This window comes from Amycolatopsis sp. lyj-23, assembly GCF_046549135.1.
GTDB lineage: Bacteria > Actinomycetota > Actinomycetes > Mycobacteriales > Pseudonocardiaceae > Amycolatopsis.
Genome location: NZ_JAJPWN010000006.1, coordinates 151,680 through 167,314 on the forward strand (window position 1 = coordinate 151,680; position 15,635 = coordinate 167,314).

At 72.8% G+C, this 15,635-nt stretch carries 17 protein-coding genes; 3 read left to right on the forward strand and 14 right to left on the reverse strand.

Annotated elements, in window-relative coordinates:
• Positions 1–5 precede the first annotated feature (5 nt).
• Positions 6–959, forward strand: a complete 954-nt coding sequence (locus ACLJPY_RS16500) for a sigma-70 family RNA polymerase sigma factor (RefSeq protein ID WP_410589423.1) — start codon at positions 6–8, stop codon at positions 957–959.
• Here the strand turns inward: ACLJPY_RS16500 and ACLJPY_RS16505 are convergent.
• The 3 genes from ACLJPY_RS16505 to ACLJPY_RS16515 form a co-directional block, all read right to left on the reverse strand.
• On the reverse strand, positions 931–1,701 hold the full coding sequence (locus ACLJPY_RS16505) for a hypothetical protein (protein WP_410589425.1): 771 nt from the start codon (positions 1,699–1,701) through the stop codon (positions 931–933). The genes ACLJPY_RS16500 and ACLJPY_RS16505 overlap by 29 nt on opposite strands.
• A gap of 63 nt (positions 1,702–1,764) precedes the next feature.
• Entirely contained in the window at positions 1,765–2,331 is a 567-nt protein-coding gene (locus tag ACLJPY_RS16510) for a carboxymuconolactone decarboxylase family protein (RefSeq protein WP_410589427.1), read from the reverse strand.
• A gap of 22 nt (positions 2,332–2,353) precedes the next feature.
• On the reverse strand, positions 2,354–3,712 hold the full coding sequence (locus ACLJPY_RS16515; protein ID WP_410589429.1) for an MFS transporter: 1,359 nt from the start codon (positions 3,710–3,712) through the stop codon (positions 2,354–2,356).
• A 24-nt stretch (positions 3,713–3,736) separates the two neighbouring features.
• Between ACLJPY_RS16515 and ACLJPY_RS16520 the strand changes: the two genes are divergently transcribed.
• A complete protein-coding gene (locus ACLJPY_RS16520; protein WP_410589431.1) occupies positions 3,737–4,186 on the forward strand; it encodes a MarR family winged helix-turn-helix transcriptional regulator in 450 nt (149 codons plus the stop codon).
• Here the strand turns inward: ACLJPY_RS16520 and ACLJPY_RS16525 are convergent.
• The gene (locus ACLJPY_RS16525) at positions 4,183–4,887 is read right to left on the reverse strand and encodes a carboxymuconolactone decarboxylase family protein (protein WP_410589432.1); all 705 of its coding nucleotides are present in this window, start codon (positions 4,885–4,887) and stop codon (positions 4,183–4,185) included. The genes ACLJPY_RS16520 and ACLJPY_RS16525 overlap by 4 nt on opposite strands.
• A gap of 102 nt (positions 4,888–4,989) precedes the next feature.
• Here ACLJPY_RS16525 and ACLJPY_RS16530 point away from each other — a divergent pair, with 102 nt between their 5' ends.
• Positions 4,990–5,589, forward strand: a complete 600-nt coding sequence (locus tag ACLJPY_RS16530) for a TetR/AcrR family transcriptional regulator (RefSeq protein ID WP_410589434.1) — start codon at positions 4,990–4,992, stop codon at positions 5,587–5,589.
• Between the two features lie 63 nt (positions 5,590–5,652).
• Here ACLJPY_RS16530 and ACLJPY_RS16535 read toward each other — a convergent pair whose 3' ends face one another.
• From ACLJPY_RS16535 to ACLJPY_RS16580, 10 genes are all read right to left on the reverse strand, one after another.
• Complete coding sequence (locus ACLJPY_RS16535; protein ID WP_410589435.1) at positions 5,653–6,306, reverse strand: DUF6193 family natural product biosynthesis protein; 654 nt, start codon at positions 6,304–6,306, stop codon at positions 5,653–5,655.
• Positions 6,307–6,324: 18 nt separating this feature from the next.
• Positions 6,325–6,864 carry a DinB family protein gene (locus ACLJPY_RS16540; protein ID WP_410589437.1) on the reverse strand — a complete coding sequence of 180 codons (540 nt, stop codon included), beginning with the start codon at positions 6,862–6,864 and terminating at the stop codon, positions 6,325–6,327.
• The gene (locus ACLJPY_RS16545; protein WP_410589439.1) at positions 6,861–8,672 is read right to left on the reverse strand and encodes a glycosyl transferase; all 1,812 of its coding nucleotides are present in this window, start codon (positions 8,670–8,672) and stop codon (positions 6,861–6,863) included. The genes ACLJPY_RS16540 and ACLJPY_RS16545 overlap by 4 nt, the downstream gene beginning before the upstream one ends.
• On the reverse strand, positions 8,669–9,763 hold the full coding sequence (locus ACLJPY_RS16550) for a serpin family protein (protein WP_410589441.1): 1,095 nt from the start codon (positions 9,761–9,763) through the stop codon (positions 8,669–8,671). Before ACLJPY_RS16550 ends, ACLJPY_RS16545 begins: the two co-directional genes overlap by 4 nt.
• Positions 9,764–9,975: 212 nt before the next feature.
• The gene (locus ACLJPY_RS16555; protein WP_410589443.1) at positions 9,976–11,250 is read right to left on the reverse strand and encodes a deoxyguanosinetriphosphate triphosphohydrolase; all 1,275 of its coding nucleotides are present in this window, start codon (positions 11,248–11,250) and stop codon (positions 9,976–9,978) included.
• A gap of 32 nt (positions 11,251–11,282) precedes the next feature.
• Positions 11,283–11,936, reverse strand: a complete 654-nt coding sequence (locus tag ACLJPY_RS16560; RefSeq protein ID WP_410589444.1) for a YdcF family protein — start codon at positions 11,934–11,936, stop codon at positions 11,283–11,285.
• 24 nt (positions 11,937–11,960) lie between these two features.
• Entirely contained in the window at positions 11,961–12,566 is a 606-nt protein-coding gene (locus ACLJPY_RS16565; RefSeq protein ID WP_410589446.1) for a response regulator, read from the reverse strand.
• Positions 12,563–13,771 carry a sensor histidine kinase gene (locus ACLJPY_RS16570; protein WP_410589448.1) on the reverse strand — a complete coding sequence of 403 codons (1,209 nt, stop codon included), beginning with the start codon at positions 13,769–13,771 and terminating at the stop codon, positions 12,563–12,565. The genes ACLJPY_RS16565 and ACLJPY_RS16570 overlap by 4 nt, the downstream gene beginning before the upstream one ends.
• Before the next feature lie 23 nt (positions 13,772–13,794).
• A complete protein-coding gene (locus tag ACLJPY_RS16575; protein ID WP_410589449.1) occupies positions 13,795–14,535 on the reverse strand; it encodes an ABC transporter permease in 741 nt (246 codons plus the stop codon).
• Complete coding sequence (locus ACLJPY_RS16580) at positions 14,532–15,464, reverse strand: ABC transporter ATP-binding protein (protein WP_410589451.1); 933 nt, start codon at positions 15,462–15,464, stop codon at positions 14,532–14,534. The genes ACLJPY_RS16575 and ACLJPY_RS16580 overlap by 4 nt, the downstream gene beginning before the upstream one ends.
• Between the last annotated feature and the right edge of the window lie 171 nt (positions 15,465–15,635).

Below are 15,635 nucleotides of genomic sequence, written 5' to 3' on the forward strand. Positions count from 1 at the left end.
GGGGCATGGCCTCCACGCCCACCGCCCAGGACACCCTCGCCGCGGAGTTCGCCGCGCACCGCAGCCACCTGATCGGGGTGGCCTACCGGCTGACCGGCACGCGCGCCGACGCCGAGGACGCGGTCCAGGAGTCCTGGCTGCGACTGGCCGGCCTGGACGACGCGGGCCGCGCGGCGATCCGCGACCTGCGGGGCTGGCTGACGACGGTCGTCGGCCGGATCTGCCTCGACCGGCTCAAGTCGGCCGCCGCGCAACGCGAGAGGTACGTCGGCAACTGGCTGCCGGAGCCGGTCGTCACCCCGTTCGGGCAGCCGGTCAGCGAGGACCCGCTCGACATCGCGGTGCGCGACGACGGCCTGCGGATGGCCGCGCTGGTCGTCCTCGACAAGCTGACGCCGGAGCAGCGCGTCGCCTTCGTGCTGCACGACGCCTTCTCGGTGCCGTTCGCGGAGATCGCGGACGCGCTCGGCGTCTCGGCCGACGCCGCCCGCCAGTACGCCTCCCGGGGCCGCAAGGCCCTCGCCGACGCCGATCCGGCCCCACGCGTCCCGCTCGAGGACCAGGCGAAGCTGCTCGAGAAGTTCCTGATCGCCCTGCAGGCGGGCGACGTCCGGGCGATGACAGAGCTGCTGGCCCCGGACGTCGTGCTCATCGGCGACTCGAACGGCAAGGGCCGCACCGCCCGCCAGCTCATCCTGGGCCCGGACAAGATCGCCCGGTTCTTCATCGGCCTCACCCGCATGTACGCGCCCGGGGTGCTCGCCGGCGGCACGCCGGTGCTCGTCAACGGCGATCTGGGCGTGTACCTCGCGCCGCAGCCGGGCGAGGACGGCTTCCTCACCCTCGACGAGCACGTCCAGTCGTTCACCGTCCGCGACGGGAAGGTCGCGGCGATCTACGACCTCGTCAACCCGGACAAGCTGGCGCGGATCACGCGTCCCGCCGCTTCGCCTTCGTGATGCCGGCGGCCAGCAGGACGGCGGCGAAGGCAGCGAAGTAGGCCAGCGCCCAGCCGGGGCTCAGCGGCGAGTCGGACAGGACCGCGGCGTTGCCGCCGTCCCGGCCCGCGTTCGCCTCGCCGCTCCCGGCGAGGAACTTGGTGACGACGTTCAGCGGCAGCCACCGGTGGATCACCTGCCCGGCCCGCGGGATCAGCTGCACGACGTTCTCCGCCATCAGCGGGTAGCCGACGAGCAGCGCGACCGCGCCGGCGGTGTGCCGCAGGAGCAGGCCGACGGCGACGCCGCAGACGGCGGCCAGCGCGAACACCGGCCCGGTGCCGGCGACGATCCGCCAGTCCGCGGCGCTGTCCAGGGCCAGGTCCGCGTCCGGTGCGAGGATCCGGGCCGCCAGCCAGGCCGCGAACGCGCCCGCTTCGCCGAGCAGGAAGGCGTAGCCGGCGACGAGCGCGGCCTTGGCCAGCAGCACCGGCGTCCGGCTCGGCACGGCCTGGAAGGTGCCGTGGATCGTGCCGGAGTGGTACTCGCTCGTCACCGCGAGCGCGGCCAGCACCAGCACGGCGACCAGGGCGAGCTGGTAGCCGAACTGCGTGCTCGCGACGGTCGGCGGCAGGCGCGATTCGCCGGCACCGAGCGCGGTGATCACGGCGGGAAAGACCATGGCGACCACCGCGAAGAGGCCGCACACCCAGGGCGTGGCGATGCTGAAGAGCTTGATCCGTTCACTGGCGACGAGGTGCATGCGCAGAACGGTCCCGCGCCGGACCCCGGTGGCGCGTCCCACCGGGGTCGGGTTCGCGGGGTCCTACGGGAGCGGGACCCGGCAGGCGTCGCCGGAGGTGAAACCCTGGTCCACGACGCCGAGCGCGCTGTTCATCCGGGCGCGGGAGTTCTCCAGCGCGATCTGGTAAGTCAGTTCGAGCACGCCTTCGCGGCCGAATTCGCGCTCGAGCTCGGCGACCTGCTCGTCGGTCACCGTCACCCGGTCCGCCGACATCGCGTCGGCGTAGGCGATCGCGAGCCGCTCCTGGTGGCTGAACGCGGGCGAGGTGGCGTAGTCGTCGATCTTCGTGAGCCGCTCGATGTCGAGGCCGTCGTGCTTCTGCAGCATCGTGCCGAAGTCCACGCACCACGAGCAGCCGATCCGCGTCGCGACCCGGTAGACGGCGAGCTCCCGCACGTTCGGCGGCAGCTTCTTCGACGCCCGCTCGGCGAGCAGTTCGTGGACCACGTAGGTCCGCAGCAGGCCGGGGTGGTGCGCGGTGACGGCCATCGGCTCGGGCACCGCGCCGAAGCGGCGGCCGGCGATCCGGTAGACGAGCTTGAGGAACAGCCCGGCCTCGGACGTCTTCTTGGCGGGGATGCGCGGCATTTCGGTCTCCTTCGTCTGGCGGCTACGAGCTGGACGAGACGGCGGGGGCCGACGTGACAACCGGCGAAGTGAGCCACGCCACGAGCATCGTCGCCGCGGCCGCGGCGAAGACGACCGTCAGGCCCGGTGCGGCCAGCCCGCCGGTCGTGGCGAGCGCGAGCCAGCCGAACACCGCGGCCCCGGCCAGGCCGCCGGCCTGCCGGGCGAAGGTCAGCGACCCCAGCGTGACGCCCAGCAGCGCCCGGTCGGCGCGGGTCTGGCCGAGCACGGTGTAGGCGGCGGTGCAGACGGCGAAGGCCGCGCCGATCGCGAACAGGCCCGGGACCAGGAGCCAGGGGGTGCTCCCGGCCGCGGCGGCGACGGCGATCGCGGCCAGTCCCGCGGTGCCGAGCAGGCAGGCGGACCGGCCCCACGCCGTCATGTCCGGGTGCCGCCGGGCCAGCGCGGCGAAGGACGCCGACAGCACGAGCTGCCCGGCGGTCATGGCGACGAGCAGCAGCCCGGTGCCCGCCGCGCCCGCCCCCATGGCGGCGACCAGCGCGACGTAGCTGAAGGTCCCGTAGAGCGCGGCACCCGCCAGGCCGTTGACCACCACCGCGCGCTTGAGGACGGCGTCGGCGAACACCTTCGGCGAGATCAGCGGGCTCGGGGTGCGGCGCTGCCGCCGGACGAACAGCAAGCCCGCCAGGCCGGCCGTGGCGAGCAGCACCGGCGTCCACAGTGGACTGCGGGCGAGCGCGCCGGCCGTGCCGAGCGCGACGACGGCGGCGCCTGCGACGGTCAGCAGCACGCTGCCCGCGACGTCGAACTTCTCCTTGCCCTGACGCCGTTTCCCCGGCAACCCGCGGAGGCCGAGCACCAGGGCGGGCCCGCTCAGCGGCAGGTTGACCAGGAAGATCCACCGCCAGCCGGGGCCCGCCGCGAGCAGGCCGCCCAGTGGCGGGCCGCCGAGCGTGGCGGCGGCGAAGACGGCGGTCTGCCAGCCCTGGCGGCGCAGCAGCTCGTCGCGGTCGAACAGCTCGCCGAGCGCGCTCATCGCCGTGACGATCAGGCCGCTGCCGCCGAGCCCCTGCAGCGCGCGGGCGGCGATCAGCGAGCCGAGGTCCGGTGCGGCGGCGCACCAGGCGGAAGCGGCGGCGAAGACGACGACCGACCCGGCGACGCACACCCGGCGGCCGTAGAGGTCACCGAGCCTGCCGTGCAGCGGCGTCGCGACGGTCAGGGTCAGCAGCCCGGCGGCGGTGACCGCGACGAGCCCCGTGCGGGCGTGCAGGTCGGCGCCGATCGACGGCAGGGCCGCGGTGAGGACCAGGCCGTCCAGCTGGGCCATGGCCATGCCGAGTAGGAGCCCGACGTAGGCGAGGTTCCGAGATGCGTGCATAAAGCACACGTTATAACGTGCCTTGTGCACACATCAAGTGACGGCGGCCCGGCTCTCTTCCGCCTGGTGCGCCACTGGGCGCGCCAGTGGGCCCCGGACGTCGTCGAGCGCTTCGCCGCCGACGCGCCGCCCTCGTGGACGGTGCCGAACCTGTTCGTCATCCAGGCGGTCGACGGCGCGGCCGTCGACGAGGTGACCGTCGCCGACGTGGCCCGCCAGCTGGGCATCGACCGCTCGGTGGCCAGCCGGATGGTGAGCGAAGCGGCCCGAGACGGCTTCGTCGTGCGCTCGACGTCGACCCGCGACGCGCGACGCGCAGTCCTGACACTCACCGACACCGCGAAGGAGTTCCTCGACGCTTCGCGGGCCCACCAGCGCCAAGCGTTCGAAGCGCTGGTGGGCCACTGGCCCGCCGAGGACCGCGAGCGGTTCGCCGGCTACCTGAGCCGGCTCGCGGACGAGGTCCTCGGTTAGGCCAGGATCGCGTTCAGCGCTTCCCAGGCGTGCCAGGCCCGGGTGACGCCGAACTGGGCGTTGAACCGCAGGGCCGCGCGGACGTCCTCCGGCGACGCGCCACCGCGCAGCGCGCGCCCGACGTGCGTGCGGAACGTGTCGGCCAGCGTCTGGTAGTGGACGTCGACGCTGAGGCTGACCAGGCCGCGCTCGCGCTCGGTGAGCGTGCCCGGCCCGTGGCCGGTGCGCATCCGCGACTGCAGGTCGAAGTAGCCGGCGAAGTGCGGGTCGAGTTCGGCCAGCCGGGCTCGCACCGCGTCCGGCAGCGGGCTGGGTGCCGCGTCCGGCCCGGTCGACACCAGTTCCGGGGCCAGCAGTTCGGCGTCCGGCCGCGGCAGGCCGAGTTCCGCCTCCAGCTCGGCGATCCGCTCGATGCCGGCGACCGCGGCGTGGTAGCCGCAGTCGAACGAGACGAACCGCAGCAGTTCGCGGACGTCCGCGGTGGACACCCCGGCGGCCAGGCCGGCCTTGACGTGCGCGGCGAACGCCAGGCCGAGGCTCGCCTGGCAGACGTCGGCGGTGACGCACAGGAAGGTCTTCTCGCGGTCGGTCAGTTCCGGGATCGCGCGGACGAACTTCGCGCTGGCGCCGGTCATCTGGGCGAACACCGGGTCGAGCGCGGCGAGCCGGTCGAGGCTCGTGGGTGTTTCGGCGGTGGTCAAGTTCGTGCTCCCTCAAGTTGCTGAACGTTCATAGCGCTACAGCTGTAGTGCGAATAACGCTACACCTGTAGCGCAAAGGGTGTCCAGCTACACTGGGCGACGATGGAAGAGACCAGACGCCGCCCGAACGCCCGCGGCAAGGGCGAACTGCTGCGCGAAGAGATCGTCACGGCCGCCGTCCGGATGCTCGAGGAGCTGGCCGACGACGAGGCGTTGTCGCTGCGGGCCGTCGCCCGCGAGGTGTCGATCGCGGCAACGTCGGTCTACCTGCACTTCCCCGACCGCGACGCGCTCGTGCTGGCCGCGATGCAACGCTGCCACGAGCAGCTCGTCGGCGTCGGCGACGAGGCCGCGGCCGCCGCTCCCGGCCCGGCGGCCGCGCTGCGCGCCCGGATCCTGGCCCAGGCGACGTGGGCGCAGGAGCACTCCGGGCTCTACAAGGTGCTGCACGAGAGCAAGGTCCACCGGCGGCACGGGATGCCGTTCAAGGAGGTGATGGTGGCCCGCACGGTCGAAGCGGTCCAGCGCTGCATGGACGCGGGCGCGGCCCCGGCCGGCGACGCGGCGACCGTCGCCATCGACCTGCGGACCGCCGTCAACGGCATGTTGGCGCAGCGGATCAACGAGCCCGACCTGCCGTGGCCGCCCGCGGTCGAGCAGCTCGACCGGTTCCTGGTCAAACTCGTGGGCCTGCGGCTCTAGCCGCAGTGCGCAACCGCCTCGGTTGGCCAGGGGAACCCGGCTTTGCGGCCCCTGACCGCGGCGTCAGCCGTCGAGCAAGGCGAGCACTCGCGCGACAGTCGTTTCGACGTCCGGGACCACGACGGTCTCACGATCCGGTCCCTGCACCTCGAACCCGCCGTCTCGGACCGCGGTCACCCAGACGCCGGCAGCGGGAGCCCGGCCAGGGGTCCGGCGGAAGCCGAGCGTGAAATGACTGGTGAACGGGAACCACGCCCGCAGCCGTGGTTCGGCCGCGGCCCGCTCGATGAACCGGCTCAGCGGCACCAGCTGGGGAGCCTCGTCCCGGTGGGCGTGCAGCTGCCGCCACTTGTACTCGATGCCTTCGCCCCGTTCGCACGCCCGCGCCCACGCACCGAACTCGGTGAACGGCCACGCCGTGGTCATTTCGGCCGTCGTGGCGCCCGCCGCCCAGTCGCGGGCGGCTTCCGCGGCGGCGGCGAGATCGGCGGTGCTGCCGGACGCCACGTACGCTCCCCGCAGCCAAAACTGCAGGAGGAACCTTCGCTCCGTGTAGCCGAGAGTGACGTTGACGGACCGATCGGGCCGGTTCAGGACCACGTTGCGACCCGGCCACGACTTCATCTCTTCGAGGGGCACGTCCGGGCAGAGCAGGCGCCGGAACACCGCCAGCAGCGTGCCTTCGGCCTCGAGTTCGGGGTACCAGGAGGTTTCCACCCCCGCCACGATAACCGGCTACTCCCCCGTGCGGCCGTCGATCGACTCGCGGAGCAGATCCGCGTGGCCGTTGTGGCGGCTGTACTCCTCCACCATGTGCACCAGGATCCAGCGCAGCGTCGGCTTGCTGCCGTCCCGCCGCGGGCGGCTGGCCCGCTGCGTGAGGTCGCCGGCCGACAGCGCTTCCGTCACCAAAGCCCTCGAGCTTTCGACCGTGGCCGCCCACAGGTCGCGCAGCTGGTCCGGGGAGTCCTCCGCGGCGGAGTCCCAGTCCCAATCCGGCGTGGCCGTCCAGTCGACCGTGTCGAACGGGGCCGTGCGCGGGCGGGCGGCCAGGATGTAGGAGAACCAGTAGTCCTCCACGTAGGCCAAGTGCTTGAGCAGCCCGCCCAGCGTCATCGTGGACGGCGGGTGCGTCGCGCGCAGGGCGTCTGCGTCCAGCTCCGCGCACTTCCAGGCCAGCGTCGCGCGGTGGAAGTCCAGGAAACCGACGAGCGTCGTGGTTTCGTCGCCGTCGAGGGGCGGCTCGGGGCGGCCCTGTTCGTCCACAGTGGTCATGACGTCAGCGCCCGGACGTCCCAGATCCACACGCCGCCGATGAACTCCGCCGGCTTCCGCAGCAGCAGTTCCACTGTGGACTTCAGGGCTTCCTGGTTCTGGCGCGGCCCGACCACCAGCACGTCCGCGTTCCAGTACCGCAGGTCCGCCAGGGCCTGGGTGCGGTCGACCTCGGTGACCTCCGCGGCCTGGCCGGTGCGTTCCACCTGCGCGAACAGGTCCGACGTCGGCCGCGGGACGGCGCCGTAGCGGCCGCGGCGGTCGTCCGGGGACGTCGGGCCGACGAAGTAGCCCTCCGGCATCGGGTAGCCGAGGCCCGCGTCGACCTGCCAGTGCAGCGGCTCGGCTTCCCCGGTGCTCGGCAGCGGCACGGGCACCAGCGAACCGCCGGGCGCGATGTACTGGCGCCAGATCCCGTCGGCGAAGAACGGTGGCGACAGCGGACGCTGGTGCGTCACCAGTTCCGTCGGTGCGATCGGGAGCAGCACCGCCACCACCGCGCCGATCCAGATCATCCGCAGCGGGAACGCGGGCTTGCCGTCTTCCGGCGCCGGCTGCTGGGCCGCCGCCGTCCAGACGCGGTGCGTCGCGATCGCCAGCAACCCGCCCACCAGCGGGATGCAGCCCATCGCCAGCCGCGATTCGAGCAGCGAATCCAGCAGCGGCAGCTGGCCCAGCCACTTCCACGGGCCGGCGACGCCGGTGTCGTCGTGGGCCACCGTGATCTCGACGCCGAGCGAAAGCAGGGCCATCACGTACATCGTGATCGCCAGCGCACGGGAAACGACGTCGCGCCACAGCCAGATCGTCAGCACCACCACGAGCACGATCAGCGGCCAGCCGAAGAACGCGTTCTCCTCGGTGCGGTTCATCGAGACGTCCGCGGCCGCTTCGGGCGCGCCGGCGATCGACTGCGTCGCGAAGCGCGTGAACGCCGCCGTGTCGTTGCCCGCCGGGCCGTGCAGCAGCGAGTGGAAGCTCTGCGGGCCGAAGAACTGCCAGTACAACGGGAATCCGGCGATGAGCAGCGCGACGACCGCGCCGATCCCGACGCCCTTCGCCAGCGGCGCCAGCATCCCGCGGATCTCCGCGCGGTGCGGGATCAGGTAGGCGATCGCGAACACGAGGAACGTGAGCGCGAAGATCATCAGCGGTTCTTCGCCGAGCAGGATCTGCCACGCGACGAGCAGGCCGAGCACGATGCCGTTGCGCACCGGGCGTTCGCCGTGCGCGATCTGGATGGTCTTGAGCGCGATGAACGGCAGTACGAACAGCACGACGAAGTTCGGGTGCGCGTTGCCGTGCGAGATCATCGGCGGCGCGAAGCCGCAGAACGCGCCGCCGATCGCGGCCGCCGTGCGGTTCGGCACCAGGTGGCGGGAGAACACCCAGTACCAGCCGGTCGCGGTGCCGGCGAGGCCCGCGGTCAGCACGATCGCCCAGGTCAGCGTCGCGCCGAAGGTCAGGGTGATCGGGGCGAGCGGGATGTTCAGGCCGAACATCGCCGCGTTCGCGGCCATGTTGACGCCGAGCGGGTAGTTCTGCAGGTCCGTGGTGAACGGGTTCTGGAAGTGCAGGACGGCCTTCGCGACGACCGTCGAGTACCACTCCCACTGGCTCTGGTCGGCCGCGCCGTTCCAGAGGTAGCCGCGCTCGAGGACGAACCAGAGCCCGTTGTAGAGCAGGATCGTGAACAGCAGGAACCCGCCGGCGATCGCGGAATCCGGCCACGCCCAGCGCTTCGGGCCTGCGGGCGGTTCGGGAGCGGGCGGCACCAGCTCGGGGACGGCTTCGGACTTCAAGCTCACGGTTCGACCACCCTGGCGAGGAAGTAGAGCGCCCCGGTGCCGGCGTGCCGGACCAGCAGCAGGAACGGCCGGTCGACCGTGACGGCGACCGGGTCGTCGATCATCATCGAGGTCAGGCGCATGGTCAGCGCGGTGGCCGCGGCCCCCTCGAAGCCCTGTTCGTCGACGCGCAGCACGGCCTGGTGCAGCACCTCCGACACGGTCAGCCGCGGATCCGGCGAGAGCCCGGTCAGGTCGGCTCGGTCGGTGAACAGCGTGCGCACGCCGAGGTCGCGCAGCACGCCGGTGAGCGTGCTGGGGACGTCGAGCGAGATCTTGGGGAGCGCGAGTTCCACCCGCTTGAAGCGGACCTTGCCGAGCAGGTCCGTCAGCTTCGCGTGGTCGAGCCCGCTTTCCGCCTCGGCGAGGTCGCCGTCGGGCAGCAGCACGACGGCCTGCAGGCCACCGGCCGCGGCCAGCTGCACCGCCTGCCAGCCGCCGGCGCGGGCGTAGCCGAGGTTTTCGCCGAGCCACATGGTCGGCACGTCCCGGGTGCCGGACGCCGCGTGGAACGGCTGATCGCTGGTGTTGGCCTCGCGGAACGGCAGTTTCCAGGCGGCTTTCAGGTAGAGGGCGTTGACGAGCACGGCGGCGACGTCGGCGTCGATCGAGCCGGGCGGCAGCAGCTCCGGGATCAGGCCGCGCGTGGTGCGCCCGACGTCGTCGTTGATGAGCGCGCGGGCGGCTTCGGGCTGCGTTTCGAAGGGTGCGCTCGCGACGGCGGCCCCGGGCCACTCGGCCAGTTCGGCCTTGAAGGCGTCCTCGAGCGGGAGCCGGTCGTCCGCCCACAGCGTGTTGGCGACGGCCAGCGCGGGCTGCTCCTTGCTGTGGGACTCTTCGGTGAGCCGGGCGGCGTCCCGCAGCAGGACGGTCTGTTCGCCGGGCTCACCGAGCAGCGCGACGAGCTCCTCCCGGGTCCGCCCCCGGGCGGCGCGCGCGGCGAGGGTCAGCGCACTGGCCACCGAATACGGCGAAAAGCAGGTGTTCCCGCCCCCGGCACCGAGGGCCGAATGGACGGCGAGGGCGAACCGGAGGTGGCTGTCCGTGGCCATGCGGGCGAGAGTACCGGAACGGGCCACCCCACCGGCCCCCCACGCGCAACTCCACCCGAGGATGACAAAACCGGCGAAACTTTCGCTCGGACCGGCCGTGCGCCAAGAGGCATTTCCCGTGCTCCGAGGGGCATCACCCGTGATTGAGCGGGCATCACGTGTGATTGGGCGGGCATCAGCCGTGATGCCCCGCCAGTCACGCGTGATGCCCCTTAGCGGTGGTGGCGGGTTACGTGCCAGCTGTGCCAGGCGTGGGCCTGGGCGTCGGTGAGCGAAGCGACCTGGTCGACCACCACGCGGAGCAGGCCCGCGTCGTCCACCGCCGCGTTCCAGGCCGGGACGAACAGCGGGTCCAGGGACTCCGGGGCTCGCTGGGCGAGGGCGTGGACCAGCTCGATCAGCAGCTCGCGCTGGCCTTCCTGCATCACCAGCCGTCGGCGGTCGCTCATCACGTACCGCAGGGCCAGCGCCTTCAGCAGCGCCACCTCCGCCGCCACCTGCTCCGGGACGCACAGGTTCGCCCGGTAGCGGTTCAGCGGCCCCTCGCCGAACTCTTCGCGCGTGCCGGTGACCGCCGCCGTGCTGAAGCGGCCGACCAGCTCGCTCGTCAGCCTCTTCAACGCGACCTGCGCGCCCGGCGACCCGTCCGGCTCGGCGGACACGAGGGCCGACACCACCGGCAGCGCCAGCAGTTCCGCCGCCGCATCCTCCAAAGTGGACACCGACTGCGCCGAGAAGTGCTTGGCGGCGGCCTCGGCGACGGCCGCGCGTTCGTCCGGGTGGGCGAGCACGCGCAGCCTGATCCGGCCGGCCAGCACCCCGTCCTCGACGTCGTGCACCGAGTACGCGACGTCGTCGGCCCAGTCCATGATCTGCGCTTCCAGGCACCGCTGCGCTGCCGGGGCCCCCTCCCGGAACCACTCGAACACTCCGGCGTCGTCGCCGTACACGCCGTACTTCGCCTGCCCCGGCCGGCGCGGCCACGGGTACTTCGTGCTCGCGTCCAGGCACGCGCGGGTCAGGTTCAGCCCCACCGGGTCGCCTTCGGGGGACAGCAGCTTGGGCTCCAGCCGGGTGAGGATGCGCAGCGTCTGCGCGTTGCCCTCGAACCCGCCGCACGCGCCGGCCACCTCGTCGAGCGCGCGCTCGCCGTTGTGCCCGAACGGCGGGTGCCCGATGTCGTGCGCCAGCCCGGCGGTGTCGACCAGGTCCGGGTCGGCGCCCAGCTCGTCGGCGATGCCCCGGCCGATCTGGGCGACCTCCAGGGAGTGCGTCAGCCGCGTGCGCGGGACGCCGGTGACCTCGGCGCCCTCCCCCGGCCCGACCACCTGGGTCTTGCCGGCCAGCCGCCGCAGCGCCGCGGAGTGCAGCACGCGGGCCCGGTCGCGGGAGAAGGCGCTGCGCCCGTCCGCCCGCGCGCCGGGCAGCGCGGCGCCCTTGGCCGGCTCCGGCAGCAGGCGGGCGGTGTCGTGCTCGGTGTAGTCCACGTGACCAGCGTAAACGGGCCCACCGACAAGATTCAGCCCAGGAAGGTCGCGAAGAGGTCGTCCGCGGGCGTCTTCGTCAGCCGGTAGTACAGCAGCGCGCCCGTCTCGCGGACGATGTACCGCACCTGGGTGACGCGCTCCTGGACGATCGGGCCGCTGTGCGTCGGCGCCGTCCACGACTCCAGTCCCAGGTCGGCGGCCATGGTCCGGGCGCGGAAGGAGTGCCACGGGTCGCTGACCAGCACCGCCGTCCGCCACCCGCGGGCCTCGACCTGCAGGGCGACCGCACGCAGGCTCCGCAGCGTGTCGCTGCCTTCGCCGACGGCGAGCGTCGCCGACGCCGGCACGCCGCGCCGGGTCAGCCAGAGCTGGCCGGCCCGGGCCTCGGTGTAGTTGTCCTCGGCCTTCTTGCCGCCCGCCGTGACGATCGTCTTCGCGACGCCGGCGTCGTACAGCTGCTTGGCCTTCACCAGCCGGGCGGCGTAGATGTCCGACGGCTTGCCGTTGTACTGGGCCGCGCCCAGCACCACGATGACGTCGGCGGGCGTCCGGTCGTTTTCGCGGGCGACCTGCCAGACCCGGAACGCCGTGCCGCCGACGAGCGCCAGCAGCACGAGGACCGTGCCGAGCGCGATCCGGCGCGCCCAGCTCGCGAGCGACGGTTTGCTGCGTTCAGCGGTACCCACCCGGCCCATCCTTTCAGAACCGGCTCAGAGCCAGCCACGCTCCTCCGCGACCCGCACCGCTTCGGCCCGCGTCCGCGCCCCGGTCTTGCCGATCGCGGCCGACAGGTGGTTGCGGACGGTGCCTTCCGAGAGGTGCAGGGCGCGGGCCACGTCGGCCACCGTGGCGCCGTCCTTGGCCTCCCGCAGGACGTCCCGCTCCCGCCCGGTGAGCGGGCTGGCGCCGGTGGCGAGCGACTCCGCGGCCAGCGCCGGATCCACCACGCGCAGTCCACTGTGGACCCGGCGGACGGCCTCGACCAGCTGTTCCGGCGGCGCGTCCTTGACGACGAACCCGGCCGCGCCCGCCGCCATCGCGCGGGCGAGGTAGCCGGGACGCCCGAACGTCGTGCAGATGATCACGCGGCACGACGGGAGCGCGGCCCGCAGGTCGGCCGCCGCGGCCAGGCCGTCCTTGCCCGGCATCTGGACGTCCAGCAGGGCGACGTCGGGCTTGGTCTCCCGCGCGGCGGCCACGACTTCGTCGCCGGAGCCGACCTGCCCGACCACCTCGATGTCGGTTTCGAGGCCCAGCACGGTGGCCAGGGCCCCGCGGACCATGGCCTGGTCGTCGGCCAGCAGCACCCGGATCAAGCGAGTCCTCCCGCGGGTTCGGCGCGCACGGCCGGGGTGGCCGGGCTCGGTTCGGGGCGCGGGATCTCCGCCCGCACCAGCAATCCTCCCCCGGGCCGCACGGACGTCCGCAACGTGCCCCCGGCCGCGGTCAGCCGCTCGGCTAGCCCGCGCAGGCCGTTGCCCGCGACGACGTCGGTGGCGGTGCCGTCGTCCTCGATCTCCAGCCAGTTGCCGCCCAGCCGCACGCGCACCCGCTCGGCCCCGGAGTGCCGCAGCACGTTCGTGACGGCTTCGCGCAGCACGTACCCGAAGGTGTTCTGGAACTCCGGCCGGACGTTGTCGACGGCGTGCGGCAGGTCGGCGTCGATTTCCGCGGCCCGCAGCGCCGCCCGGGCGCCGACGAGCTCCACCGACAGCGACACCTCGCGGTTCGCCGACACGGTCGCCCGGACGTCGGAGAGCGCGCTGCGGGTCAGGCTTTCGACCTCCCGGATCTCCTCGACCGCGCGGGGGATGTCGCCGGCGCTTTCCAGCACCCGCCGGGCCAGCCCCGCCTTGACCGTGATCGTGGTGAGGCTGTGCCCGAGCAGGTCGTGCAGGTCGCGGGCCAGCCGTTCCCGCTCGTTCGCCACGGCCAGCGTGGCGATCTCCTGGTTGGCCGCCTCCAGCCGGCGGACCGCCCGGATCAGGCTGGACATGAAGAACATCGCCAACGTCACCGACGCGACGGTGATCAGGTCGCCGTAGTTGTCCAGGAACCGGCCGCTCAGCAGCAGGACCACGGCCCCCAGCGCCAGCGCCGCGCCGTCGAAGATCACCACCCACGCCGGCGGGATCAGGAAGACCACCGCGGCGGTGCCGTACAGCAGGACGAACGGGTTGGCGCCGACCACGGCGACCACCGCGAGGCCGAGGGCGAGCATCCCGGCGCCGTAGGCGAACCGGGCGGGCCGGCGCCGCTCGAACGCGAGCGGGAAGAGCGCGTACGAGAGCGCGTAGCCGTAGACGAGCAACCACATCACGATCACCAGCGGGGTCACCGACTCCGCCTTCAGCAGCGTCTTCGACACCGGGATCAGGTAAGGCAGGGTGAATCCGATCGCGAAGATCGGCCACCGCAGCTTGTCCGGCCCGCCACCTTGCGGGCCGGGGGGCGGGTCCGCCCACCAGGCTTCCCGCGTGTTCAGCCCGAACCGGTGGTCCGCGCCCTCGGCCTTCGCCATCGTCGTTCGCCCTTCTCCGGCCCTCAGACGCGGGCGCTGTCCTTACGGTAACGCCTGATCACCAGCGCCCCGAGCACGACCGTCCAGGCCCCGAGCACACCGACGGCGTGGGGCAGCGAGACCACCATGTCGCTGGTCACCGCGGGCCGCGCGACCTGCAGCACCCAGTACGTCGGCATGATCTGGGCGACGTCGTGCATCCACGCCGGCATGCCTTCGAGCGGGATCCAGAGGCCACCGAGGAAGCCCATGCCGAGGGTGACGATCATGCTGATCGGCTGCATCGAGTCCGGGGTGCCGAACTGCCCGATCAGCAGGCCGAGCAGCACCAGCGGGAGCGTGCCGAGCCAGACGCCGGCCAGCACCCGGACCCACCCGGCGGCGTCCAGGGTCACGCCCTCGACGGTCACGGCCAGCAGGGGCACCAGGACCAGCGCGGGCAGCCCGACGAGCATCCCGGACAGCGCCTTGCCGCCGAGGTAGCCGAACCCGGTCAGCGGGGTCAGCCGCAGCTGCCGCTGCCAGCCGAGCGCGCGTTCCAGCGCGAGGCGCCCGCCGCTGGTGTTGGCCGCGGCGAACGTCCCGAACGTCATCATGTTGATCATGATGACGGCGGCGATCTTGGTGTGGTCCGGGTCGCTCGCCTTCGTGAAGACGTTGGCCTGCAACAGGAACATCATGACCGGGAAAGCGACGACGAAGACGAGGAACCGCGGCGCCCGGAAGTTCCGGCGGATCTCGGTGAACAGGTAGGTGGCGTTCATCGCACGGGCTCCGGGGTCTCGTCGGCGGTCAGGGAGAGGAAGGCGCCTTCGAGGCCGACGGCGCTGATTTCGACGTCGTGCACGGCCGGGACCGCGGCTTTGAGCGCCCACAGCGTGGCGTCGGAGTCGGCGGTGGAGATGGCGACGCGGTCGCCGCGCAGTTCGAACTCCTTGACGGCGGGCAGCGCGGCGATGACCGCCTCGGTGGCCCCCGGGACGGCCGCGCGCAGGGTGCGGCCCCCGGCCAGCGCGCGGACCTCGGCGACGGACCCGTCGGCGACGACCCGGCCGCGGCGCATCAGCACCACCCGGTCGGCGAACTCCTCGGCCTCTTCGAGGTAGTGCGTGGCGAACAGGACCGTGCGCCCGGATTCGGTGAAGGAGTACATCGACTGCCAGAACTCGCGCCGGGTGCCGACGTCCATCGCCGCGGTCGGCTCGTCGAGGATCAGCAGGTCGGGGTTGCTCACGAGGGCGACGGCGAACCGCACGCGCTGCTTCTGCCCACCGGAGAGCTTGTTGGCGCGGCGGCCGGCCAGCTCCTCGACCCCGGCGGCGCGCAGGGCTTCGGCCACCGGCATCGGCCGCCGGTGCAGGGCCGCGACCATGCCGACGGTTTCCCCGACGGTCAGGTCGTCCATCAGGGCACCGCCCTGCAGCATCGCCCCGATGAGCCCGGCGCGGACGGCGTCGAGCGGCGTGCGGCCGAATACGCGGACATCGCCGGCACCGGGGCTGGTCAGCCCGAGGATCATGTCGACGGTGGTGGACTTGCCGGCGCCGTTCGGCCCGAGCAGGGCGACGACCTCGCCCGGGGCGATCGTCAGGTCGACGCCGTCGACGGCGTGGACATCGCCGTAGTGCTTGCGCAGGCCGGTGAGGTGGATCGCGGCCCCCGCCGCCACCGCCTGGGTGTCTGTTTCTCGCATGCCCCCAGGCTGCCGCCCGGGCGGCCCGGGTCCCCAGACCGTGCGTCACGACCTGACCGTGACAGGTGTCAGGGGTACCGGCCCCAAGCGTCCCAATGTGGCCTTCGGTGCGTGTGACGCACCCAAGGCGGCCTTCGGTGCGTGTGACGCACCGAAGGCCGCCTTGGGGCG